The organism is Streptomyces sp. NPDC111516 (assembly GCF_055635345.1).
This window is the reverse complement of the sequence record NZ_JBVKBV010000015.1, coordinates 152,319-173,963: the sequence shown is the minus strand read 5'-3', so window position 1 is coordinate 173,963 and position 21,645 is coordinate 152,319. Positions and strand designations below refer to the sequence as shown.

Sequence of the window (21,645 nt, the reverse complement as noted above, 5' to 3'; positions counted from 1 at the left end):
GTCCATGCTGAGAACACCGTCGGGCGGTGCCGGTCACGGCACCGCCACCGCCGACGACCGCCCGATGAGCATCGGCACGGTGCTCCTGCAGCTGCGGGACGAGTTTCCCGAAGTCACGATCTCCAAGATTCGCTTCCTGGAGGCCGAAGGGCTCGTCGAGCCGCAGCGGACCCCCTCCGGCTATCGCAAGTTCCGTGCGGCCGACGTGGAGAGGCTCGCGCAGGTGCTGCGTATGCAGCGGGACCACTACCTCCCGCTGAAGGTCATCCGTGAGCATCTGGATGCCCTCGCCCGCGGAGAGCAGTGCGCCCTGCCCTCCGGGGGCGGCCCCCGGGACCTGACAGACGGCGGCTGGGACGCGGAGTCCGGAAGGGCGACCGCGGCCCGGATCGGCCGTGCCGAGCTGCTCGCGGTGGCCGAGGTCACCGAGAGTGACCTGGATGAGTGGGAGTCGTACGGCCTGGTCGCTCCGAGCGGCGAGGGCGGCTACGACGCCGAGATGGTCACGGTGGCCAAGCTTGTGGCGGATCTGGGTCGATTCGGTCTGGAACCGCGTCACCTCCGTGCCATCCGGGCAGCCGCCGATCGCGAGGCGGGACTTATCGAGCAGGTGGTCGCGCCCCTTCGGCGGCACCGGAATCCGCAGACCAGAGCGCATGCGGAGGCCACCGCGAGGGAGCTCGCCGAGCTGTCCGTACGGCTTCACTCGGCCCTTGTGCAGACCGCTCTCAAGGTTCGGTTCCACTGATCTCGTCGGTGCCCGACTACCCAAACCTGCCGAGCACGTCCTAGGGTTGCTGTGTGAACGAGCTCGACGTTGTGGGTGTCCGGGTTGAAATGCCCTCGAACCAACCGATCGTGCTCCTGCGTGAAGTGGGAGGCGACCGGTACCTCCCCATTTGGATCGGTCCTGGTGAGGCGACGGCGATCGCCTTTGCCCAGCAGGGCATGGCTCCGGCCAGGCCGCTGACCCATGATCTCTTCAAGGATGTGCTCGAGGCCGTCGGCCAGGAGCTCACCGAGGTCCGCATCACGGACCTGCGAGAAGGGGTCTTCTACGCGGAGCTGGTCTTCGCCAGCGGGGTCGAGGTGAGTGCGCGGCCGTCCGACGCCATAGCGCTCGCGCTGCGCACCGGGACGCCGATCTACGGCAGCGACGGGGTGCTCGACGACGCAGGCATCGCCATCCCCGACGAGCAGGAGGACGAGGTGGAGAAGTTCCGCGAGTTCCTCGATCAGATCTCACCGGAGGACTTCGGCACCAACAGTCAGTGACCGTTCTACGGGGGCGCCGTCAGCGCATTCGAGCAGCCTTTCCCGCCCACGAGTCACGGGAAACCACCCTCAGGGTGATTATCACTCGGCGTGCCGAGTGTGGCGATCGTTGACGCACCCCGAGTGACTGCCTACCTTCGAGATGGCAGGTCAAGGACGGAGGTCGGCGTGAGAAGCAGCGGCGACGGTACGGCAGCGGGTGGGCCGTATCCGCAGCAGGGGAGTACAGCCGGCCACACCATCAGGCAACCGGTTCAACCGGCGGCGATGGCGGGGGGCGGCGTGGCATCGGCCGACGACATCGGCTATCGGGGGCCGACAGCGTGTGCGGCTGCGGGGATCACCTATCGGCAGCTCGACTACTGGGCGCGCACGGGGCTGGTCGAGCCGAGCGTTCGTCCGGCATACGGCTCGGGCACACAGCGGCTCTACAGCTTCCGGGACGTCGTTCTGCTGAAGATCGTCAAGCGTTTCCTGGACACGGGCGTCGCCCTGCAGAACATCCGCACCACGGTTCAGCATCTGCGGGCCCGCGGGTTTCAGGACCTGGAGCGGATGACGCTGATGAGTGACGGGGCGACGGTCTACGAGTGCTCCTCGCCGGACGAGGTCGTCGACCTGCTCCGAGGCGGCCAGGGGGTCTTCGGCATTGCCGTGGGCGTGGTGTGGCAGGACGTCGACATCGCGCTGTCGCAGCTGCACGGAGAGCGCGTGGACACCGGCGAGACATTGATCGGGAACAACCCCACCGATGAGCTCGCGCGGCGGCGCAACCGCGCAGGCTGACCAGGGCGAGGATTCGGGCGCGGCGATTGTCAGTGCCATGGGGCAGCATCGATTGATGTGAGAGCCGCGCCCACCATCCTGCATCTCGACATGGATGCCTTCTACGCCTCTGCCGAGCAGGCGGCGAAGCCCAGCCTGCGCGGAAAACCCGTCGTGGTCGGTGGGCTGGGGCCGCGCGGAGTCGTCGCTACCGCGTCGTACGAGGCACGGCGCTTCGGAGTCCATTCGGCGATGCCCATGGCGCAGGCCCGGCGGCTGGCCCCCAATGCGGCCTATCTGGTGCCCCGCTTCCTGCTGTACCGGACGGTCAGCGACCAAGTGATGGAGCTGTTGGGACGCCTCTCCCCGCTTGTCGAGCCGCTCAGCCTGGACGAGGCCTTCGTGGACCTGGAAGCCGGTGGGGCGGCCGATGACACGGCTTCCGCGCTGGAGATCGGCGGGCAGCTGCGTACGGCCATCAAGGCGGTCACCGGGCTGACCGGCTCGGTCGGGCTCGCCGGCTCCAAAATGCTGGCCAAGATCGCTTCGGAGCAGGCCAAACCGGACGGGCTGCTGCTCATCGAGCCGGGCACGGAGCGGGAACTGCTCGCACCGATGCCGGTACGGATCCTCCCCGGCGTCGGGCCCGCGACGGCGGACCATCTGCGCCGCGCCGGGATGACGACCGTCGATGACCTGGCCGAGGCGGGTGAGGCGGAGCTCGTACGGCTTCTGGGAAAGGCGCACGGCGGCTCGCTCCACCGGATGGCGTTCGGGTACGACGACCGGCCCGTCGTCGCGGAGCGGGACGCGAAATCGGTGTCGGTCGAGGACACCTTCGACGCGGACCTGCACGACCGGGTGCGGGTCAGGACGGAGGTGGAGCGGCTGGCGGGCCGATGCGTCCAGCGGCTGCGGGACGCGGGGCGGTCCGGGCGGACGGTGGTGCTGAAGGTGCGCAGGTACGACTTCTCCACGCTCACGAGGTCCGAGACGCTCCGTGGGCCGACGGACGACCCCGCGGTGGTCCGGGAGGCCGCCGCGCGGCTCCTTGAGGCGGTGGACACCACCGGAGGCGTACGACTCCTGGGGGTGGGCGTCACGGGGCTCGCCGACTACACGCAGGAGGACCTCTTCGCGCAGGCCGCCGGTGAGCGGGCCGCGACGGGGGAAGCGGCAGAGGAGGAAGCGGTGAACGAGGGGGACGAGCCGGCCGGTGGGGCGGGGGAGGCGGCCCCCGAGAACTCCGAACAGCTCGCCGCGCGGCGCTGGCCCGCCGGACACGACGTGCGCCATGACGTCTACGGCCATGGCTGGGTGCAGGGCAGCGGTGTCGGCCGGGTGACGGTGCGGTTCGAGGAACCGGAGTCGGCGCCCGGCCGGGTGCGTACCTTCCGGATCGACGACGCGCAGTTGCAACCTGCCGATCCGCTGCCGCTGGTGCGGAACCCGGTGGACTACTCGTCCTGGCCGGCCAGTCTGCCGAAGTCCCTGTCCGGGCCGGTCTCCTCGGGTGGGGAGTCCAGACCGTAGTGCCGGTAGAGCTGGAGCTCCTGTTCCGGTGAGAGATGGCGACCGACGCCGAAGTCGGGTGCGTCCTTGATCAGCGCCCGGTCGAAGGGGACGCGGAGCGAATCCTCCACGAACTCGCTGGGTTCCAGCGGGACGAACGCGTCCCGGCTGAAGAGTCCGGTACGTACGGCTGCCCACTCGGGCACACCCGTCGCGTCGTCGAGGTACACCTCGTCCACGGTTCCGATCTTGGTGCCCTTGCGGTCGAACGCCTTGCGGCCGATCAGGCTGCGCGGATCGATGTCGGTCTGCACGGTCCCTCCACTGGTCGCGGCTACTCCACAAGCACTACAAAAGTGCAGATCCGGGGGGTTGGCCACTCGAGAATTCCGCCACGAACCCCGCTGGTAGGCTGGTGATGGCTGCTGACCCCGTGCGGGAGAGTCCTCCGGAGCAAATCCGAAGGCGCCGAAGGAGCAAATCCTCCCCGGAATCTCTCAGGCCCCCGTACCGCGCGGACGAGGTCACTCTGGAAAGCAGGGCGGGTTCCGTGCGGCCGAGCGCCGTCGGTTCCCTTCCTCACCGACGGTGAAAGCCGGTACGCCACAAGGCGAGCCGGTGAAGCTCTCAGGTTGAGATGACAGAGGGGGAGGCCGTTCGGGCACCCGCGCCGCGGTGCCCCTCGCAGGTCGTGACAGACCAGGAGGCCTCCACCATGACCCCCCGTCGCACTCCGCTCTCCCAGCTGGAGCAGGGTATTCCGTTCGAACAGCGTCACATCGGTCCCGATGACGAGGCGCAGGCGAAGATGCTCGCCCAGGTCGGTTACGGCTCACTGGACGAGCTGACCGCGGCCGCGGTGCCCGATGTCATCAAGAGCGCGGAGGCGCTCCGGCTGCCGGCCGCCCGCACCGAGGCCGAGGTCCTCGCCGAGCTGCGCGCCCTGGCCGACCGCAATCAGGTGCTGGCCCCGATGATCGGTCTCGGCTACTACGGCACGTTCACCCCGCCGGTGATCCTCCGCAACGTCATGGAGAACCCCGCCTGGTACACGGCCTACACGCCGTACCAGCCGGAGATCTCGCAGGGCCGCCTGGAGGCGCTCCTCAACTTCCAGACGATGGTCGCCGAGCTGACCGGGCTGCCCACCTCCGGCGCCTCCCTGCTCGACGAGGGCACCGCGGCCGCCGAGGCCATGGCGCTCTCGCGGCGCGTCGGCAAGGTCAAGAACGGCGTCTTCCTGGTCGACGCCGACGCCCTGCCGCAGACGATCGCCGTCATCGAGACCCGCGCCGAGCCCTCCGGTGTCGAGGTTGTCGTCGCCGACCTCTCCGACGGCATCCCGGCAGAGATCGCCGAGCGCGGCGTCTTCGGTGTGCTGGTGCAGTACCCGGGCGCCTCCGGAGCGGTGCGGAACATCCAGCCGTTGATCGAGCAGGCCCATGAACTGGGTGCGATTGTCACGGTCGCCGCCGACCTGCTGGCCCTGACCCTGCTCACCTCACCGGGCGACCTGGGCGCGGACATCGCGGTCGGCACAACGCAGCGTTTCGGTGTGCCGATGGGCTTCGGCGGACCGCACGCCGGCTTCATGGCCGTACGCGAGAAGTTCGCCCGCAGCCTGCCCGGGCGCCTCGTCGGCGTCTCGGTCGACGCGGACGGCAACAAGGCCTACCGGCTGGCGCTGCAGACCCGCGAGCAGCACATCCGTCGCGAGAAGGCCACCAGCAACATCTGCACGGCTCAAGTGCTGCTCGCCGTCATGGCAGGGATGTACGCCGTCTACCACGGCCCGGACGGGCTGCGGACGATCGCCCTTCGCACCCACCGCTACGCGACGATCCTGGCCGAGGGCCTGCGCGCCAGTGGCATCGACGTCGTGACCGGCGCCTACTTCGACACGCTCACCGTGCGCGTTCCGGGGAAGGCCGTCGACGTCGTGGCCGACGCCCGCCAGCGCGGTGTCAACCTGCGGCTCGTCGACACGGACCTCGTCTCCCTCGCCTGTGACGAGACCACCACCCGTGCACAGATCGCCGCCGTCTGGGCCGCGTTCGGTGCCGACGGGGACATCGAGGCGCTGGACGCCGCGGCTGCCGACACGCTGCCCGAGAGCCTGCTGCGCACCGACGAGATCCTCACCCACCCGGTCTTCCACCAGCACCGTTCCGAGACGGCGATGCTGCGCTACCTGCGCAAGCTCGCCGACCGGGACTACGCCCTGGACCGCGGCATGATCCCGCTCGGCTCCTGCACCATGAAGCTGAACGCGACCACCGAGATGGAGCCCATCACCTGGCCCGAGTTCGGCGCGTTGCATCCCTTCGCGCCGGCCGAGCAGGCGCCGGGCTTCCTCACCCTCATCCGTGAGCTGGAGGAGCGCCTCGCCGAGGTCACCGGCTACGACGCCGTCTCGATCCAGCCGAATGCCGGCTCGCAGGGCGAGTTCGCCGGCCTCCTGGCCGTACGGGCGTACCACCGCGCCAACGGCGACGACCAGCGGACCGTCTGCCTCATCCCGTCCTCCGCGCACGGCACCAACGCCGCCAGCGCCGTGATGGCCGGAATGAAGGTCGTCGTGGTGAAGACCGCCGACGACGGCGAGGTCGACATCGAGGACCTCCGCGCCAAGATCGAGAAGCACCGTGACGAGCTCGCCGTGCTCATGATCACGTACCCGTCGACGCACGGTGTCTTCGAGGAGCACGTCGCGGACATCTGTGCCGAGGTGCACGACGCCGGCGGTCAGGTGTACGTCGACGGCGCCAACCTCAACGCGTTGGTCGGCCTCGCCAAGCCGGGCCGGTTCGGTGGCGACGTCTCGCACCTGAACCTGCACAAGACCTTCTGCATCCCGCACGGCGGCGGCGGCCCCGGCGTCGGCCCGGTCGGTGTGCGCGCGCACCTCGCGCCGTACCTGCCGAACCACCCGCTGCAGCCTGCGGCGGGCCCGGAGACCGGCGTCGGCCCGATCTCGGCCGCTCCGTGGGGCTCGGCCGGCATTCTCCCCATCTCCTGGGCGTACGTACGCCTGATGGGCGGTGAGGGCCTGAAGCGTGCGACGCAGGTCGCCGTACTCGCCGCCAACTACATCGCCAAGCGCCTCGAACCGCACTACCCGATCCTGTACAACGGCCCGGCCGGGCTGGTAGCGCACGAGTGCATCGTGGACCTGCGGCCCATCTCCAAGGCCACCGGAGTCACCGTCGACGACATCGCCAAGCGTCTGATCGACTACGGTTTCCACTCGCCGACCATGTCGTTCCCGGTCGCCGGGACGCTGATGATCGAGCCGACCGAGAGCGAGAACCTCGCGGAGCTCGACCGCTTCTGCGACACGATGATCGCGATTCGCGGCGAGGTCGAGAAGGTGGCCTCCGGCGAGTGGAGCGCGGACGACAACCCGCTGAGCAACGCTCCGCACACCGCGGCGATGCTGGGTGGGGAGTGGGAGCACGGCTACAGCCGTGAGGTGGCGGTCTTCCCGGCCGGTGTCCCGGCCGCGGACAAGTACTGGCCGCCGGTGCGCCGGATCGACGGTGCCTTCGGCGACCGTAACCTCGTCTGCTCCTGCCCGCCGCTGGACGAGTACGACAACTGAGGCATGAGCGGCAGGGCGTGACGCGGACATGCGTCGGGGCCGGTGCGGAGCTTTCTCCGGGCCGGCCCCTGTTCGTACCGGCCGGTGTCAGGCGGCCTTCATCACCCGACCGGTCTCCAGGGGTCGGTGCGGGGCGATGATCTGCCCGTCCGGCAGCAGCTCACCGGTGTCCTCGAAGAGCAGGACGCCGTTGCACAGCAGGCTCCAGCCCTGTTCGGGGTGGTGTGCCGTCAGACGGGCGGCCTCCCGGTCGGCTGAGTCGGCGGTCGGGCATGGTGGCTGGTGCTGGCACATGGCTGGGTTCTTTCGCTGCGTTGTAGTGAATGTCCTGCGGCTTGACGAGGTGTCCATGGCCGCTCCCCCGTATCGATCGGTCCGGTCCCAGTGTTGCCCCACGGGCGTCAATCCGCAGGGATTTCGCAGCAGCACTTCTCCTTACTCCGAGGACGCATCACCCGGCCGGACGGTTCACCGCAACTGCACTGTCACTTCGGGTGGTTCGGGGTGGCCAAACCGGGCTAGTCCGGATGGGCGGGATGTGCGCTGCGCGGCGCTGTGCCCCACCACCGGAGACGATGGCGGGGCACAGCGCTGTGGTGTGAGGCGCGGCCGCTGTCAGGCCGGCGATCCGAGCAGGGGGCCGGGGCGCGGGGTGATGCGCAGCGTCATCACGCGGAGCAGATCGGCGACCCGGTGCGGGCGGTGGGCCGCGATTCCGGGCGGGGCGGGAGCCAGCGGTACCAGGAGATCGGCGGGGGCGAGCGAGCCACCGGCCGCATCGGCATCGGTGTCGCCGTGCAGCCACAGCGCCAGCATGTAGAGCTCGGGAATGGACAGCAGCCGTGGCTGGTAGTGCGGTGTCACCGTCTCGGCCTGGCGCAGGGCGAGTTCGGTCGAGGCGATGTACGGGCCCTCGAAGAAGTGCGAGAAGGTCCAGCCGTCCGGAGTGAGCATGGTGTCCGCCGCGGCGACCGCCTGCTCCGAGCTGTGGATCACGAACCGCCACGCGATGAGCCGCGTGGCGGGTGCGAGCCCGCTCGGTCCGATCCGCTCCAGTACATGGACGGGGAGTGGGAGTTCGGCGCTCAGTGGCCCCTGGGCGGATCGGAGAGCCGGTGTGCGGGCCTCACGGACTGCGGTGGGTGAACCGAGTGCCGCGAGAACGCTGCGGAGAGCGGGCGCGGGAGCCGGGGGAACAAGCAGCGGCATAGTGGGTCGCCTCTCACTTCGGAGACACGGTGTTGCGTGGGCGGGTGCAGACGGCGCTGTCGGCGTGCGGGGCCAGAGGAGGCCGGTGACTGGGCCGGTGCGTCAACTCTCTGCCTCGTCCGCGAAGTTTATACGACACGTGTTCACGCAGTGATTCCACTAGCCGTCGCAGGTATTGCCGACAAGGCGGTATCAAGACTTTATTATGCGGAGATTACGCTGATTCGTCGTCGGCGGCGCAGCCGCCGCCAGGGATTTTTCCCTCGACGCGGTCGGCCGAAACGCGTCGGTGTTTTCACTGTGCGCCCGGAGGCGAAAACTGCGAACTGCGCCATGCCGGCGGAATGTGCCGCGGACGACCGCCCTCAGATTACTGGGTGCGTGGCGATCGCGGGGCGTTATGGATCACCCGGTCTGGGCATTATCGACCGTGACGCGAGCGGCCTGAGCCGCGGGCCGCCCACTCGAGGGAGGGACGCTTCGATGGGGGAGAAGGTCGTGGCGGGCGCCTTTGATCTGTCCGATCCGTATCGGTACCGGAGGAAGCTCCACCAGTGCCTGGAGGGACTGGAGAGGCTCCTGGCGGAGCGGAGGTTCGACCGCCCCCGCAACCTCATGGGCATGGAGATCGAGTTGAATCTGGCAGGCGCCGACGGCATGCCGAAGATGATGAATGGGGAGGTGCTCCCGCGCATCGCGAGCCGTGATTTCCAGACCGAACTCGGGATGTTCAATCTGGAAGTGAACATAGTCCCGCACCACCTGGAAGGACGCGTTTTCGATCAGCTGGCCGAAGAGCTCAGGACCGGCCTCGGATATGCCCACCGGAAGGCGGGCGAGGTCGATTCCGGGATCATGATGATCGGAATTCTGCCCACCCTTGGGCATGCGGACCTCGTTGCGGCGAACCTCTCGGACGCGGCCCGCTACACACTGCTGAACGATCAAATGGTGGCTGCGCGGGGCGAGGATTTCTCCCTCGACATAAGCGGCGTGGAACGATTGGTCTGCACCTCCTCCTCGATCACCCCCGAGGCCGCCTGCACATCGGTTCAGCTGCATCTGCAGGTGACCCCGGCGCGCTTCGCGGCTGTCTGGAACGCGGCGCAGGCCGTCGCCGGGGTCCAGATCGCCCTCGGTGCGAACTCCCCGTTCCTGTTCGGCAGGGAGCTGTGGCGGGAGTCGCGGCCGCCGCTCTTCCAGCAGGCCACGGACACCAGACCGGCCGAACTCCGCAACCAGGGGGTGCGGCCCAGGACCTGGTTCGGCGAGCGGTGGATCGGTTCGGCGTACGAGCTCTTCGAGGAGAACCTGCGCTACTTCCCCCCGCTGCTGCCGATCTGCGACGAGGAGGAACCGCTGCGGGTGCTCGGCGAGGGCGGGGTGCCGCAGTTGCAGGAACTCGTGCTCCACAACGGTACGGTCTACCGCTGGAACCGGCCCGTGTACGGCCTGGTCGACGGTGTACCCCATCTGCGGGTGGAGAACCGGGTCCTGCCCGCAGGCCCCACCGTCACCGATGTGATCGCCAATGCCGCGCTCTACTACGGGCTCGTGCGGGCGCTTGCCGAGGAGTCCCGTCCGGTGTGGACCAGGCTTCCCTTCGACGCGGCGGCCGAGAACTTCGAGGCTGCCTGCCGCCACGGCATCGACGCGGAACTGATCTGGCCGCGTCCGGGCCGGTCGGGCGGGCTGACCCGGGTGCCGGCCGTCAAGCTCGTACGGGATGAACTGCTGCCGCTGGCTGCCGCGGGGCTCGATGCCTGGAACATCGAGCCCGGGGACCGGGACCGCTATCTCGGGGTCATCGAGGAGCGCTGCAGGCGACGGGTGAACGGGGCGTCCTGGCAGGTGGACGCCTACCACCGGGCTCGGGAGACCGGGCACGAACGGCGTGTCGCGCTGGCCGCGACCACCCGTCGGTACGCCGAACTGATGCACAGCGGCGAGCCCGTGCACAACTGGCCGACGGGTGTCCCGGCGCGGTGACCTCGTCGTGGCGGGCTGTTGTGGCGGGCGTCGGCGGACCGCCGCCACTCCCGGCCGACGTCGTCCGCCGTGGTTCCCGTCCGCGCGGAGTGCTACTCCTGGGCGGCGTGGTTGCTCTGCCCCGCCGTCATGACGGCCTGCAGAATCACGGCTTGGATATCCGCGGGGTCGGTGACCTGGTAGCCCCCGCCGCCGGTCACCTTCGCTATCTCGTTCAGCTCCTCGCGGTCGGCCTCCGGGCCGACCGCGATGGCGAGGAGCGGCACCGGACGCTCCGGGTCGGCGATTCGCTTCAGTTCCGCGATCAGGGCGCTTCGGGAGATGGAGCGATCGTCCTGGTTCGAGCCGTCGGTGAGGATCACCACGGCGTTGAACTTGCCCTCCACATACGTCGCCTGGGCGTCCTTGTACGCGGCCAGAGCGGTGTCGTACAGGCCGGTCGCGCCGCCCGGTACCGGCTGCAGCGCGGAGAAGGCCGCAGCGAGCCTCTCGCGGTGCGTACCGCCGCCCTTCGCCGGATCGCCGAGCCTGCCGGTCGGAACCAGCCTGCGGTAGTCCTTGTCGCCGTCGAGCGTGGTGGCGAACTCCCAGAGCCCGATCTCGTCGTTCGGGGTGAACTGGCTGAGGGCCTGGATCAGGGACGCCTTGGTGACATCCATCCGGGACTGGTTGCGCCCCGGCACGATCGTGGCCATCGAACCCGAGGCGTCGACAACCGTCGTCAGCCGCGCGCTCTGTACCGTGATCGTCCACATGCCGAGCGTCTGCTGGAGGTCCTCGGCGGACGGTGCCGCGGTAGCCGTGGTGGCGTACGGCTGGGGCTTGCTGCCGCCCGCCGATGCGACCAAGGACTCCCCGGCCGTCCCGTCCACGTCCCTGAAGCCGTGCTTCTTCAGCGTGGCTTGCGCGCCCGGCTCGTGCAGCAGCGTCATGAAACGCAGCGCCGCCCGGCCCTCGGACGTAGTCATCCTGGTCTCGTCGACCAGCGTGTACGGATAGTCGAGCAGCGGGGTGCCGTCCTTGGGGTAGAAGAGATCGAGCCTTCCGCCGCCGGTCGACTCCGCGTTGTGGGCGAACGCGGCCTGCTCGGAGAGGAGCACCGCCTGGTTGCGGTCCGGATTGCCCTTCTCGGCGCCCGAATCGCTCTGCGCCAGTGTTTCCAGTACCTGGGGGTCTCCGTCCGACATGCGCTGCGCGAGCAGCTTGGCGGTCTCCGCGACCCTGGTGTCGCTGTCACCGCCCTGCTTCTCGGAGGACGTGCCGATGCTGGAGAGGGCGAGCAGCCCGGTGGCGCTGCGTGCCGGGTCCGCCGAGCCCAGGCGCACCTTGTCCGAGTCCAGGGCCGCGGCCGTCAGCTCGGCCCACGAGTACTTCTTCTTCGGCCAGCCGAGCTTCTTGGCCGCCCAGGGCACCATGGCCATGGTGACGGGCGAGGAGGCGATGGAATCGCCTCCGTTGATCGGGATGCCGTCGCCGGAGCCCTTGGCCCGGTCGAGCCAGAGGTCGGAGTCGGGCAGCCAGATCTGGTAGTCCGGGGCACGGGTACCGGAGGAGATGGCGTCGGCGACCTTGTAGGAATCGCGCGCGACGACCCGCACATACAGACAGCGGCCGTCGGATCTCAGACCGTCCTCGCGCGCCTTGTCGGCGACGGCCCGCACGGCAGGGGCGATGTCCGGTGAGGCCACCATGGTGAGACGTACGGCGGAGTCCTCGCAGGACTTCGAGAACGACAGCAGGCCGCCCTGCGCCGCGACTACCGTTCCCGCCGCCACCGCGAGGACGAGCATGGTCGCGATCGCGACGATGCGCCGACGGCGCGGCGGCGGACCGTCCCCGCTTCCACCGGTCGCGTAGTCATCGGGCAAGCTGTGACGTCCCATGTCGGTGGTGCCCCTCCTTGAGCATGAACAAGGAAAAAGGGGGACCACACCATCGGCAATGGTGGTCGTCCCCCGGCCTGTCGCGCATGATCTTCGTACCTGCATTCGAGACCCTAGTGGCACGCGGCGGGGCATGGGGCGTGAATGCACAACTCAAGGCAGGTGTACAGGTGGAGGCGGGGCGCGTGGCTGATTCTTTTCCTCAGGAGGCTGTTTCGCAACGGATCTTGCGGTCCGAAACGGTGCTGGTACTGGCTCTGTCCCTGGGGGCCAGCGGGGTGTCTGCCCTGATCAGTTTTGTCGGATCACTGACGAAACCAGGCGGTTTGAAGGAACAGGCCGCGACCCTCAACAGCTCCTACGCGCCGGGGCGTCCATGGCTGGATCTCGCCTGGCAACTCTTCGGTATCGCGACGGCCCTGGTGCCCGTCGCCCTCGTTGCGCATCTGTTGATCAGGGAGGGCACCGGCCTGCGCGCCATCGGCTTCGACCGGTCCAGGCCATGGCCGGATCTGGGACGCGGCACGCTCGTCGCGGCAGGCATCGGAAGCGCCGGGCTCGCCTTCTACCTGGTGGCGCGGGCAGCCGGGTTCAATCTGACGGTGGTCCCGGAGTCACTGCCCGACGTGTGGTGGAGATTCCCGGTCCTGATCCTGTCCGCACTGCAGAACTCCGTAGTGGAAGAAGTGATCGTCGTCGGGTACCTGTTGTGCAGGCTCGGGCAGTTGGGGTGGACGCCGATGGCCGCCCTGGTGGCGAGTTCGGTGCTGCGCGGCTCGTACCACCTGTATCAGGGCATCGGTGGCTTCATCGGCAACATGGTGATGGGCGTGGTCTTCGTGCTTTTGTACCGGCGCTGGGGACGGGTCGGTCCGCTGGTGGCGGCGCATGCGCTGCTCGACATAGGGGCGTTCGTCGGATACGCCCTGCTGGCCGGGAAAGTGGGGTGGCTGCCTACGCCGTGAGCGGGGTGGGGGCGGTCGGGGTGTTCGGCGTGTGCGGAGGGCATCCGTGGGTGGTGTCCGGTGCGGAGGGCGTACGGGAGTGGTCCGTACGCCCTCCGTCGTGATGTCGTCGGAAGGTTCAGAGTGTCGTGAGCAGTTCGCCGTCGATGACCGTCACGGCGCTGCCGGTCAGCAGGGTGCGCTCGCCGCGCAGTGAGGTGCGGACCAGGCCGGAACGGGCGGAGGCCTGTAGTCCGGTCAGCTCGTCACGGCCGAGGCGGGCCGACCAGAAGGGGGCCAGCGCGGTGTGCGCGCTGCCGGTCACCGGGTCCTCATCGATCCCGACGCGTGGGAAGAAGCCGCGGGAGACGAAGTCGTAGCCGCGGGAGGGGTCCTCGGCAGCGGCCGTGGCGATGATGCCCCGTCGGGAGAGGCGAGCCACCATGGCGAGATCCGGGGTCAGCCCTCGTACGGTCGCCTCGTCGGCCAGTTCCACGACCACGTCGCCGATGTGCGGGCCGGTGTCGTGGACGGAGAGCGGTTCCGCGCCCAGGGCGGCGCCCAGCCCGGCCGGGACGGTCTCCGGCGTCAGTGGGGCTGTGGGGAAGTCGAGGGTGACCGTGCCGTCCGGGTGGCTGGTCGCGGTGAGGATTCCGCATCGCGCCGTGAAACGCACCGTGCCGCTCGCCGCCCGGGTGGTGTGCAGGACGTGAGCGGTCGCGAGGGTGGCGTGCCCGCACATGTCCATCTCTGTCGTCGGAGTGAACCAGCGCAGTGCCCAGTCCGCCTCGCCGCCCGCCGGCAGCCGGTGGGCGAAGGCGGTCTCGGAGAGGTTGACCTCCGTGGCGATCGACTGGAGCCGCGCGTCGTCGGGAAATGTGCCGGAGTCCAACAGCAGGACTCCTGCCGGATTCCCGGTGAAGGGGCGGTCGGTGAACGTGTCGACGATTCGGATCCTCATGCCGCCGACCGTAAGTGCGGCGGAGCGCGGCAGAACAAGGCCAATTCACTGTCGCTGGACCGAAATGCCCGGCCAGGGGCAGGGACTTCGACCGTCTGCCACCGATTCCGGCGGCCGCTCCGTCCGTGAGTCGTGAGCGCCGGGCGCGATGCGGCGGAACGGGGGTGTCAGAGGCGGGCGGTACGTTTCGCACAACGGACCGAGGAGGAGACCCCATGGCGATCAGGTGGAGCTTGACGATCGACTGCGCGCACCCGGCGAAGCTGGCCGAGTTCTGGGCGCTGGCACTGGGGTATACGACGAAGCCCGCGCCCGCAGGCTTCGGGAGCTGGGAGGAATGGTTCGCTCATCACGAAATCCCGAAGGACGAGTGGGATCAGGGCGCATACCTCTCCGATCCGGACGGGGTGGGCCCCAACCTGTCCTTCCTTCAAGTGCCGGAGTCGAAGGTGGTGAAGAACCGGTTGCATCTGGACGTGCAGGTCGGGGGCGGTCGTGATACGCCCTGGGAGGTGCGATGGCCCCGTGTGGTCCAGTCGGTGGAGCGGTTGACCGCCGCGGGTGCGACCGTGATCCGTGAGGACGAACTGCAGGGCAGACCCGATCACGTGGTGCTGGCCGACCCGGAAGGAAACGAGTTCTGCCTGGTCTGACGGTGACCTCAGTCCCCTTGCGGTGCTGAACAACGCCAAGGTCCAGAAGGTCCGTTGGGGCCTGAGATCGCTTCGGTGGGGGCGCTGGTTCCGTGGAACTCGACGTCGGCGGGACCAGTGGCCGCCCGGTGGTCCCGACGCGCGGTGTTCTTCGGCGAGGCGGTCGCGGCGCCGGAAGCGGGGAGACCGATGCCGGGGACAGCAGGCCGCTCTGCTCCGAGGGCCCGGGCGCACCGCGCACACCGAGCGTGACCGCGACGCAGGCCGCGCCGAACCGGGACAGGACCGGGCGCCGGCGAGGCCGACCACCATGTCCGAGAAGCTTTCCCGTTCGCCGGACAGCGGCCCCGGCGAACCCGGACCCCACGCGACGTGCACGCTTCAAAAGGCGTGTAGACCACGTCACTTGCAGCCCGGACAACGCCTCTCTCCCCGGCACGAGGTCAGCCCTGAACGCTCCGGCCATGCCGGGGAGACGCCCAGCTCAGGAGCTGTGCAACATGCTTAGCGCTCCTTGACGGCATGCAGCAGTGTGATGCCGAGCCACGGGCCGCCGTACCAGTACCTGGGGCCGAGTCCGCGCAGTGTGCCCTGGCCGATGTGCGCGGCGTACTTCCTGGCCATGGGCCAGAAGTCGGCGACGAGCAACTGCCCGCCCGGGCGCAGCACCCGCATGGCCTCGTCCACCGCTCGGTATCGCCCCTCGGGCGACGGGATGTTGTGGATCGCCAGCGCGCTCGTCACGATGTCGAAGGAGCCGTCCGCAAACGGCAACGCGGTCATGTCGGCCGTATGTACTTCCACCCGGTCGGCGACCCCTGCCGCAGCGGCGTTGGCGAGCGTGACTTCGGGCCGATTCCCGCTCTGGTCCTTTCCGGACCACAGGTCCACGCCCACGGCGTGTCCCATCGGCAGCCGCCTGGCCGCCTCGATCAGCACCGCGCCTCTACCGCAGCCCAGGTCCAGCAACTGCTCGTTACCCTTCAAGTCGGCCCGTTCCAGCTCCCGCCTCCAGATGCGCAGTTTGCCGCGCAGTGTGGTGTGCAGGTAAATGCCTGTGTGGGCAATCAGTACCGTCCCCGCAGTCACCATCGCGTTCCGTCCCGGCCGCCACCGGCCGGCAGCCAGGCAGCAGGCCGTGCCGACGGCGCCGAGTACCGCCGAGAACGCTGGAGCGTCAACGCCGTACCGCGGCCAGTGAAGGCGCGGCAATGGGGAGTCATTCCGGTTCTTGGACATGCTCGCAGTGTCACAAGCTCAATTGCCGGGCGTCTTGTAGAAATGTTCCCCCGTGACCCGCGCCACCGGCCTCGCGCCTGCCGGGTGCAGAGCGTGGGTCAAGGCTTGGACAGGTATTCGGGGGCCGCCCACGCGACATCGTCGACCGCAAGCCACGGCGCAACCGCAACGGCCGTGGGTGTCACTCCGGCGAAGGCCATGACATCCCGATGGAGGTGGGACTGGTCGACGTAGCCGATCTCCGCCGCCACCCGTGCGGCGCTGTGACCCGCGGCCAGACGGTGGGCCGCATGGTCGAAACGGACAAGCTGAGCGGCGCGCTTGGGGTTGAGACCGATCTGGGCTCGGAACCGGGACCACAGACGCTTACGGCTCCAGCCGACCTCGGTTGCCAGCCGCTCGATCCGCACACCTCCCAGGTTCGTGACCATCTTCCCCCACACGAAGGCGACTTCAGGCTCGACCGCTCGGCCTGTCTCGTGTCGTCGAACGAGCGCAGCCTCCGCTATCGCGAACCGGTCGTCCCATGACCCGGCAGCGCGCAGTTGCTCTTGGGTGCGCGCGGCGTCGCGGCCCCAGAGGTCGTCGAGGGAGACCACAGTGGCGCCCGACCCCGCACAGGCGCCCAGCACCGCGTGCGCGACCGGCGGCGACAGCCGCACCTGCAGGCACTCGATGTCCCGGCCGCGCCCTCGAACGCCGCCGGACGCGAGCCCCACGACGACGCTGCCGCTCTGTTGCCGGCCGCTGAAGTCATCGACGAGGAGCGGCCCGTCGCCGAGGTCGACGGCCACCGTGACAGCCGGGTACGGGACCAAACCCAGGTCGACGAGGCCGGTCGTACGGGCGCGGAATCCGGCCATGCTGACCCCCGGCAGCCGGCCGCGCTGCGACGGGGTGGCGATGTTCCACACCGACGCGGCGTCGTGGGCCGGCTCGGCAGATCGCATGGCGCCAAGCTACGCGACATTCATCCAAGACGCGACGTGCGGGACGCGACGACATTGACGGCTCCTGCAAGCCCCACACCAGAAAGGGCCGCCCGTGACGCGCTCGCCGATCGACCCGTTCACGCCCGCCGTCGAACTCGCTGCTGCGATCCGCCGAAAGGAGGTGAGCCCAGTAGAGGTGGCCGACTGCTTTCTTGAGCGGATGCATCAGTTCGACCCCCAGCTGAACGCCTTCTGTCACCGGGCCGACGACGATGTCCGCAATGCCGCGTCCACCGCGGCCGACGCAGTGGCGCGAGCCACGTCGGCCGAAGACCTCCCGCCGTTTCACGGCGTCCCGCTGCCGGTCAAGGACCTTGTCGACGTTGCCGGATGGCCCACCACCCATGGGTCCGCCGGCGCCGGGGAGAAACCGGCCGAGGCATCGGACCCGGTCGTGCGACGGTTCGTGGACGCGGGCTTCGTCCTGCTCGGCAAGACCACCACCTCCGAGTTCGGCAGCTTGCCCTTCACCGAGAGCGACGCCCTGGGCATCTCGCGCAACCCGTGGGACCCGGACCGCACGCCCGGCGGGTCGTCGAGCGGAGCGGGCGCTGCCGTCGCCGCCGGGATGGCGCCCATCGCCCACGCAGAGGACGGCGGCGGGTCGATACGGATCCCCGCATCGTGCAACGGCCTCGTCGGCCTCAAACCCACCCGCGGCCTGGTCACCAACGCCATCGTGGAGGTGGAGGGTCTCGGCACCAGCGGCGTGCTCACCCGCTCGGTGGCGGACACCGCGGCGGCCCTCGACGTGCTGGCGCGTCACGATCCGGCCGCGTGGTGGTCGCCTCCGACGCCGCGCACGTCCTTCGCCGCCGCGATGAAGACGGACATGCCGACCGGGCTGCGGATCGGTGTGCTCACCGACTCCCCGATCGACGGGATAGACGTGCACCCGGCGTGTACCGCAGCCGTCGACATCGCTCTTCGAACGCTGGAATCGGCCGGCCAGCACATCGTCGACACCCCCCTCCCGCTGCCGCCGACCGACGAGTTGGTCGCGGCGTTCACGACCCTGTGGAACGTCGGCGGTGCCGGAATCGCGCTCGCGGAGCCGGACCGTGTCGAGCCGCACAATCGCGCCCTGCGTGAGGCGACACGAGCGATCGACTCGTGGGCGTACGCGGAAGGGGTAGGGAAGACCCAGCAGTTGTCGCGGCGCATCGTCGAAGGCTTCCTCGCCGGCTTCGACCTCCTCGTCACGCCGACGATGGCCTGCCTTCCGCCGCTCGTCGGTGCCTGGCGGGCAGGCACCGACGACGATCCCTTGAGGGCACTGCTGAACAGCTACCCGATGGGGGTCTTCACGTCGGTGTTCAACGTGACCGGCCAGCCGGCGATCTCCCTCCCCGTCCACCACGACGAGGCCACCGGCCTGCCCGTCGGCATCCAGATCGTCGCCGCACCATGGCGGGAGGACCTCCTGCTCCAGGTGTCTCGCACCCTCGAACTCACACGCCCCTGGACCGGTCGCCGCCCGCCTGTCAGCTGAGTACGGAGGCTCTTCCCGACGCCAGACCAGAGAGAAGAGGGCCAGATCACCTGAGACGCAGACCAGATTCTTGGAGACAGGACAGCAGCGACCCGGCAGACGTGATTGTCAAGCGACCGATTCCGATATATCGTTGACGCATCGCGACAGATCGCCAGTGGAAGGAGCGTGGCGATGCGTTCACGTGGACACGAGCATGAGCACGGGCATGGACATGGGCACTGCGGGCCCGGCCATCAAGGCCGGGGTGACTTCGAGGGGCGGCGGGCGGCCTTCGGGCAGTTCGGCCCGCCGTTCGGTGGCGGTCCCTTCGGGGGTGGACCCTTCGGCGGCGGTCGCGGCCGGGGTGGTGGCCGGGGGAGGGCGCGCCGCGGTGACGTGCGTGCGTCGATCTTGGCGCTGCTGAAGGACCGGCCGATGCACGGGTACGAGATGATCCAGGAGATCGGCGAGCGCAGTGGCGGGGCCTGGCGGCCCAGTCCGGGCTCGGTCTACCCGACCCTCCAGCTGCTGGAGGACGAGGGCCTGATCGTCAGCGCCAGTGAGGGCGGCAAGAAGCTGTTCACTCTGACCGACGCCGGTCGCGCCGAGGCGGAGTCGGGTCCCGACGCGCCTTGGGAGGAGGCCGGTCGCGGAGTCGACTGGGAGAGTGTCAACGAGATCCGGCAGGCCGGTTTCGGTCTGATGGAGGCGTTCGGTCAGGTCTGGAAGACCGGCTCGGCCGATCAGCGTCAGAAGGCGCTCTCGGTCATCAATGACGCCCGTAAGAAGCTCTACCTGATTCTCGCCGACGAGCACTGAGAGGGCGGTTCGTAACTCTATGAGCAGTTATGTCGCCGTGTCCGCCCGCATCGTGGACGGAGTATTGTTCGAGACCGTCGTGGTCGAGAACTCCCCCGATCGGCAGACGACATGGTGAGGGTCGAAGAGCTGGAGGCCGCGCTGCCTTCGATGACACGGTGGCGTGTGCCAGGCGGACGCAGCGTGGACTGGGCCGCCCTCGAGGCGGGCCTCGGGACGGCGCTGCCCTCGGACTTCCGCTCTCTGGCGGAGGCGTACCCGGTGCTTGTCATCGATGATTTCCTCATGGTGTCCCTTCCGACGCCCGGCGACGAGGCGCCATGGGCGTCCGAGTCCGGGGACGACGAGATCCTTCAGGATCTGTACGAGATGGGCGACACCGAGGACTACGTTCCCTACCCGCAGCCGGGAGGCCTGATCTCCTGGGCGTCGTCCGATTCGGGGGACACCTTCTACTGGAGGACGAGCCCTGCGGACCCGGACGCATGGCCGGTGGTCGTCCGCACGGACAACGCCGACTGGATCGAGTTCCCGGTCGGCGTTGTCGAGTTCCTGGCCGGTGTGTACGGGCGCACCATCGACGTGCCGGGCATGCCCAGGAACTTCCCCAGCGACGATCCGAAGGTGCTGGGCCTGAGTGACCGCATCGACTGATCGGCAACTCGGAGGGTGCTATGTGAAGTTGGTGCCCGTGTTGCCCATTCGTTTGAGGCGAGCGGCCCGGCCGCGGGTTCGCTGGGGGGCTATGGCCGCAGCTGGGTGAACAAGCCCGGCTCGGTCCCGACCAGGATTCCGCGTTCGACCAGCCGCTTGAGCTTCAGGCGGACGTTGTTGATGTTGTTGGGCGCGATCTCCACGTCTATCGCCTCGCACACCGCTCGCGCCCGCAGCGGGGCGTCGTCTGTGGCGAACACTGCCATGATCTGGTGGTAAGCCGGATGCTCCGGCAGCTTCGCGGTCGGCGGCGCGGGCGGCCGCGGATCGAGCAGCTCGAGCAGCGTCTTGCGGGTGATCCGGATCTCCTCGGTGACCCTGCCGAGCCCGTCCAGCAGCACGGTCAGCTCGGCGATCTTCTCCCGGGCCGTCTCGGCCCGCGCGGCGATCTCCCGCTCCCGCTCCTCCAGGCGCGCCAGCACCGCCCCCAAGGTCAGCTCTCCGCCGGTCATGCGCCGCGCCAGGTGGAGGCGGAGGTCTCGGTCGGCATCCTCGACATGCGGTCGCTCATGGCCCAGTACACCCTCGACTCGGCCGTGGTGGGCCGATGCTCGTAGTCACGTACCAGCCTGCGGTGCACGGCCGAGTTCGCTGGTCAGCGTGGATGCTGCGGTCCCACACGTTCCAGCGACGACACATGCGACATCAGGTCACATAGCACCCTCTGAGTCCGTGGGGTGAGGCGCAAGGCGAAAGGCGCAAAGTGTCAGGGGTCTCGCGGCCGAGGCGCGGGGCCCCTTCCCCCGTCCGTCCGGTGGCTGTCAGGCCGCGACCAGGCCGCCCAGTTTGCGCAGTGATTCGACGAGCGCGGCGGTCGCCGAATCCTTGAGTTTGCCCGCCATCAGGGAGACCGCCGCGCCGGTGAACTCCCCGTCGATTCGTACCGTGGTCGCGTCGCCGTCGGGAGTGAGTGAGTAGCGCATGGCCAGGTTCACGCCCATCGGCCCCTTTCCCTTGGTGGTCAGCAGGCGCGCGGTCTCCAGCTCCGCCACCGTCCAGGTCACCTCTGCGGGGAAGCCCATGAGCTTCATGTTCTCCTCATAGGTGGCCGCGACTTCGAGTGCCGCCGGGCCACCCTTCGGGAAGCTGGTGTGGGTGGCGTTCCACTGGTCGTACGCGGTGAAGTCCGTCAACTGGGCCCAGACCTTCTCGGCCGGCGCTTCGATGCGTGCTTCTGCACTGACTTCGGCCATGGGACCACCCCTTCTCGGCGGGTTACGGTGTCGCGGAACGTAGCCGCAGTGACGTCAACATTCAATACTGATGAATCGTCAGATCTAGGTGATCCGGCCCTCCCGCCCCTGCCCGCCAGATCAGCGCGGCATCGAGCCGGTCGCAGGCACGCGGGTGCGGGCCGTCGTCATGGCAGTGGAACGCGGCCCAGAAGAGGTCGGCGCGCAGCGCGTCCGCCGGTGCGGCGACCCGGTACACGTACTCCCGCCCGTCGAGCGCCGGTAAGGCGACCAACCAGGACACGTCCGCAGACTCCCTTCGGCTGCTGTGGGGGTGGTGTGGCCTGTGGGACGTACGGGGAGGGGCCCTTGGTTGCTCCGGGAGCGCGGTGCAAGGCGGCGCGCGCCGTTCCTCCGGATCGGATCCCGGAATGGCGAGATCT

Annotated in this window: 21 protein-coding genes and 1 riboswitch; of the genes, 11 read left to right on the top strand and 10 right to left on the bottom strand. The window is 69.0% G+C overall.

The features are described 5' to 3' along the window. The first annotated feature begins 4 nt into the window (after nucleotides 1–4). The 4 genes from ftsR (at nucleotide 5) to ACZ7L9_RS25970 (ending at nucleotide 3,573) form a co-directional block, all read left to right on the top strand. The gene (gene ftsR / locus ACZ7L9_RS25985) at nucleotides 5–748 is read left to right on the top strand and encodes a transcriptional regulator FtsR (protein WP_471418672.1); all 744 of its coding nucleotides are present in this window, start codon (nucleotides 5–7) and stop codon (nucleotides 746–748) included. Between the two features lie 53 nt (nucleotides 749–801). Then, nucleotides 802–1,275, top strand: a complete 474-nt coding sequence (locus tag ACZ7L9_RS25980; RefSeq protein ID WP_006123076.1) for a bifunctional nuclease family protein — start codon at nucleotides 802–804, stop codon at nucleotides 1,273–1,275. A gap of 168 nt (nucleotides 1,276–1,443) precedes the next feature. Beyond that, nucleotides 1,444–2,061, top strand: a complete 618-nt coding sequence (locus tag ACZ7L9_RS25975; protein ID WP_471418670.1) for a MerR family transcriptional regulator — start codon at nucleotides 1,444–1,446, stop codon at nucleotides 2,059–2,061. Between the two features lie 57 nt (nucleotides 2,062–2,118). Then, nucleotides 2,119–3,573 carry a DNA polymerase IV gene (locus ACZ7L9_RS25970; RefSeq protein ID WP_471418667.1) on the top strand — a complete coding sequence of 485 codons (1,455 nt, stop codon included), beginning with the start codon at nucleotides 2,119–2,121 and terminating at the stop codon, nucleotides 3,571–3,573. Here ACZ7L9_RS25970 and ACZ7L9_RS25965 read toward each other — a convergent pair. Next, nucleotides 3,498–3,866: a PRC-barrel domain-containing protein gene (locus ACZ7L9_RS25965; protein ID WP_327276384.1), complete on the bottom strand. Its 369-nt coding sequence runs from the start codon at nucleotides 3,864–3,866 to the stop codon at nucleotides 3,498–3,500. The two genes, ACZ7L9_RS25970 and ACZ7L9_RS25965, sit on opposite strands and share 76 nt — an antisense overlap. Before the next feature lie 112 nt (nucleotides 3,867–3,978). Next, a riboswitch (glycine riboswitch) is annotated at nucleotides 3,979–4,075 on the top strand. 192 nt (nucleotides 4,076–4,267) lie between these two features. Here ACZ7L9_RS25965 and gcvP point away from each other — a divergent pair. Beyond that, nucleotides 4,268–7,153 (top strand): aminomethyl-transferring glycine dehydrogenase, encoded by a 2,886-nt coding sequence (gcvP, locus tag ACZ7L9_RS25960; RefSeq protein WP_471418665.1) that lies wholly within the window; start codon nucleotides 4,268–4,270, stop codon nucleotides 7,151–7,153. 87 nt (nucleotides 7,154–7,240) lie between these two features. Here gcvP and ACZ7L9_RS25955 read toward each other — a convergent pair whose 3' ends face one another. After that, nucleotides 7,241–7,447, bottom strand: a complete 207-nt coding sequence (locus tag ACZ7L9_RS25955; RefSeq protein ID WP_093897298.1) for a DUF5999 family protein — start codon at nucleotides 7,445–7,447, stop codon at nucleotides 7,241–7,243. A 321-nt stretch (nucleotides 7,448–7,768) separates the two neighbouring features. Beyond that, nucleotides 7,769–8,362, bottom strand: coding sequence for a hypothetical protein (locus ACZ7L9_RS25950; protein WP_471418662.1), 594 nt, complete (start codon nucleotides 8,360–8,362; stop codon nucleotides 7,769–7,771). A 483-nt stretch (nucleotides 8,363–8,845) separates the two neighbouring features. Here ACZ7L9_RS25950 and ACZ7L9_RS25945 point away from each other — a divergent pair, with 483 nt between their 5' ends. Beyond that, nucleotides 8,846–10,351, top strand: a complete 1,506-nt coding sequence (locus ACZ7L9_RS25945; RefSeq protein ID WP_471418660.1) for a glutamate-cysteine ligase family protein — start codon at nucleotides 8,846–8,848, stop codon at nucleotides 10,349–10,351. Between the two features lie 92 nt (nucleotides 10,352–10,443). Here the strand turns inward: ACZ7L9_RS25945 and ACZ7L9_RS25940 are convergent, their stop codons facing one another. Further along, nucleotides 10,444–12,234, bottom strand: a complete 1,791-nt coding sequence (locus ACZ7L9_RS25940; protein ID WP_471418658.1) for a substrate-binding and VWA domain-containing protein — start codon at nucleotides 12,232–12,234, stop codon at nucleotides 10,444–10,446. A 185-nt stretch (nucleotides 12,235–12,419) separates the two neighbouring features. On the opposite strand from ACZ7L9_RS25940, the gene ACZ7L9_RS25935 reads away from it, so the two are divergent. Then, on the top strand, nucleotides 12,420–13,199 hold the full coding sequence (locus ACZ7L9_RS25935) for a CPBP family intramembrane glutamic endopeptidase (protein ID WP_471418695.1): 780 nt from the start codon (nucleotides 12,420–12,422) through the stop codon (nucleotides 13,197–13,199). A 118-nt stretch (nucleotides 13,200–13,317) separates the two neighbouring features. On the opposite strand, the gene ACZ7L9_RS25930 is transcribed toward ACZ7L9_RS25935, so the two are convergent. Continuing rightward, entirely contained in the window at nucleotides 13,318–14,139 is an 822-nt protein-coding gene (locus tag ACZ7L9_RS25930) for a PhzF family phenazine biosynthesis protein (RefSeq protein WP_471418656.1), read from the bottom strand. Between the two features lie 215 nt (nucleotides 14,140–14,354). Here ACZ7L9_RS25930 and ACZ7L9_RS25925 point away from each other — a divergent pair, with 215 nt between their 5' ends. After that, nucleotides 14,355–14,792: a VOC family protein gene (locus ACZ7L9_RS25925; protein WP_471418654.1), complete on the top strand. Its 438-nt coding sequence runs from the start codon at nucleotides 14,355–14,357 to the stop codon at nucleotides 14,790–14,792. Nucleotides 14,793–15,296: 504 nt separating this feature from the next. Here ACZ7L9_RS25925 and ACZ7L9_RS25920 read toward each other — a convergent pair. Together ACZ7L9_RS25920 and ACZ7L9_RS25915 are read right to left on the bottom strand one after the other, a co-directional pair. Next, nucleotides 15,297–15,884, bottom strand: a complete 588-nt coding sequence (locus tag ACZ7L9_RS25920; protein WP_471418652.1) for a class I SAM-dependent methyltransferase — start codon at nucleotides 15,882–15,884, stop codon at nucleotides 15,297–15,299. 245 nt (nucleotides 15,885–16,129) lie between these two features. After that, nucleotides 16,130–16,981: a helix-turn-helix domain-containing protein gene (locus ACZ7L9_RS25915; protein WP_471418650.1), complete on the bottom strand. Its 852-nt coding sequence runs from the start codon at nucleotides 16,979–16,981 to the stop codon at nucleotides 16,130–16,132. Nucleotides 16,982–17,075: 94 nt separating this feature from the next. Here ACZ7L9_RS25915 and ACZ7L9_RS25910 point away from each other — a divergent pair, with 94 nt between their 5' ends. From ACZ7L9_RS25910 to ACZ7L9_RS25900, 3 genes are all read left to right on the top strand, one after another. Further along, nucleotides 17,076–18,515 carry an amidase gene (locus ACZ7L9_RS25910; protein WP_471418648.1) on the top strand — a complete coding sequence of 480 codons (1,440 nt, stop codon included), beginning with the start codon at nucleotides 17,076–17,078 and terminating at the stop codon, nucleotides 18,513–18,515. Between the two features lie 174 nt (nucleotides 18,516–18,689). Continuing rightward, nucleotides 18,690–19,316, top strand: a complete 627-nt coding sequence (locus ACZ7L9_RS25905) for a PadR family transcriptional regulator (protein WP_471418646.1) — start codon at nucleotides 18,690–18,692, stop codon at nucleotides 19,314–19,316. A 183-nt stretch (nucleotides 19,317–19,499) separates the two neighbouring features. Continuing rightward, nucleotides 19,500–19,970, top strand: coding sequence for a hypothetical protein (locus ACZ7L9_RS25900; RefSeq protein ID WP_471418644.1), 471 nt, complete (start codon nucleotides 19,500–19,502; stop codon nucleotides 19,968–19,970). 89 nt (nucleotides 19,971–20,059) lie between these two features. Here ACZ7L9_RS25900 and ACZ7L9_RS25895 read toward each other — a convergent pair whose 3' ends face one another. From ACZ7L9_RS25895 to ACZ7L9_RS25885, 3 genes are all read right to left on the bottom strand, one after another. After that, nucleotides 20,060–20,482: a hypothetical protein gene (locus ACZ7L9_RS25895; RefSeq protein ID WP_471418642.1), complete on the bottom strand. Its 423-nt coding sequence runs from the start codon at nucleotides 20,480–20,482 to the stop codon at nucleotides 20,060–20,062. Between the two features lie 309 nt (nucleotides 20,483–20,791). Beyond that, the gene (locus ACZ7L9_RS25890) at nucleotides 20,792–21,223 is read right to left on the bottom strand and encodes a type II toxin-antitoxin system Rv0910 family toxin (RefSeq protein WP_471418640.1); all 432 of its coding nucleotides are present in this window, start codon (nucleotides 21,221–21,223) and stop codon (nucleotides 20,792–20,794) included. Nucleotides 21,224–21,284: 61 nt separating this feature from the next. Beyond that, a complete protein-coding gene (locus ACZ7L9_RS25885) occupies nucleotides 21,285–21,506 on the bottom strand; it encodes a hypothetical protein (RefSeq protein ID WP_471418639.1) in 222 nt (73 codons plus the stop codon). Nucleotides 21,507–21,645 lie beyond the last annotated feature (139 nt).

What these genes read in the sequence shown, in the direction of transcription:
- ACZ7L9_RS25915 (WP_471418650.1), bottom strand. Translation starts at nt 16,981, where the DNA reads ATGCGATCTGCCGAGCCGGCCCACGACGCCGCGTCGGTGTGGAACATC.
- ACZ7L9_RS25945 (WP_471418660.1), top strand. Translation starts at nt 8,846, where the DNA reads ATGGGGGAGAAGGTCGTGGCGGGCGCCTTTGATCTGTCCGATCCGTAT.
- ACZ7L9_RS25895 (WP_471418642.1), bottom strand. Translation starts at nt 20,482, where the DNA reads ATGACCGGCGGAGAGCTGACCTTGGGGGCGGTGCTGGCGCGCCTGGAG.
- ACZ7L9_RS25890 (WP_471418640.1), bottom strand. Translation starts at nt 21,223, where the DNA reads ATGGCCGAAGTCAGTGCAGAAGCACGCATCGAAGCGCCGGCCGAGAAG.
- ACZ7L9_RS25905 (WP_471418646.1), top strand. Translation starts at nt 18,690, where the DNA reads ATGCGTTCACGTGGACACGAGCATGAGCACGGGCATGGACATGGGCAC.
- ACZ7L9_RS25955 (WP_093897298.1), bottom strand. Translation starts at nt 7,447, where the DNA reads ATGTGCCAGCACCAGCCACCATGCCCGACCGCCGACTCAGCCGACCGG.
- ftsR (WP_471418672.1), top strand. Translation starts at nt 5, where the DNA reads ATGCTGAGAACACCGTCGGGCGGTGCCGGTCACGGCACCGCCACCGCC.
- ACZ7L9_RS25940 (WP_471418658.1), bottom strand. Translation starts at nt 12,234, where the DNA reads ATGGGACGTCACAGCTTGCCCGATGACTACGCGACCGGTGGAAGCGGG.
- gcvP (WP_471418665.1), top strand. Translation starts at nt 4,268, where the DNA reads ATGACCCCCCGTCGCACTCCGCTCTCCCAGCTGGAGCAGGGTATTCCG.
- ACZ7L9_RS25930 (WP_471418656.1), bottom strand. Translation starts at nt 14,139, where the DNA reads ATGAGGATCCGAATCGTCGACACGTTCACCGACCGCCCCTTCACCGGG.
- ACZ7L9_RS25925 (WP_471418654.1), top strand. Translation starts at nt 14,355, where the DNA reads ATGGCGATCAGGTGGAGCTTGACGATCGACTGCGCGCACCCGGCGAAG.
- ACZ7L9_RS25920 (WP_471418652.1), bottom strand. Translation starts at nt 15,884, where the DNA reads ATGGTGACTGCGGGGACGGTACTGATTGCCCACACAGGCATTTACCTG.
- ACZ7L9_RS25950 (WP_471418662.1), bottom strand. Translation starts at nt 8,362, where the DNA reads ATGCCGCTGCTTGTTCCCCCGGCTCCCGCGCCCGCTCTCCGCAGCGTT.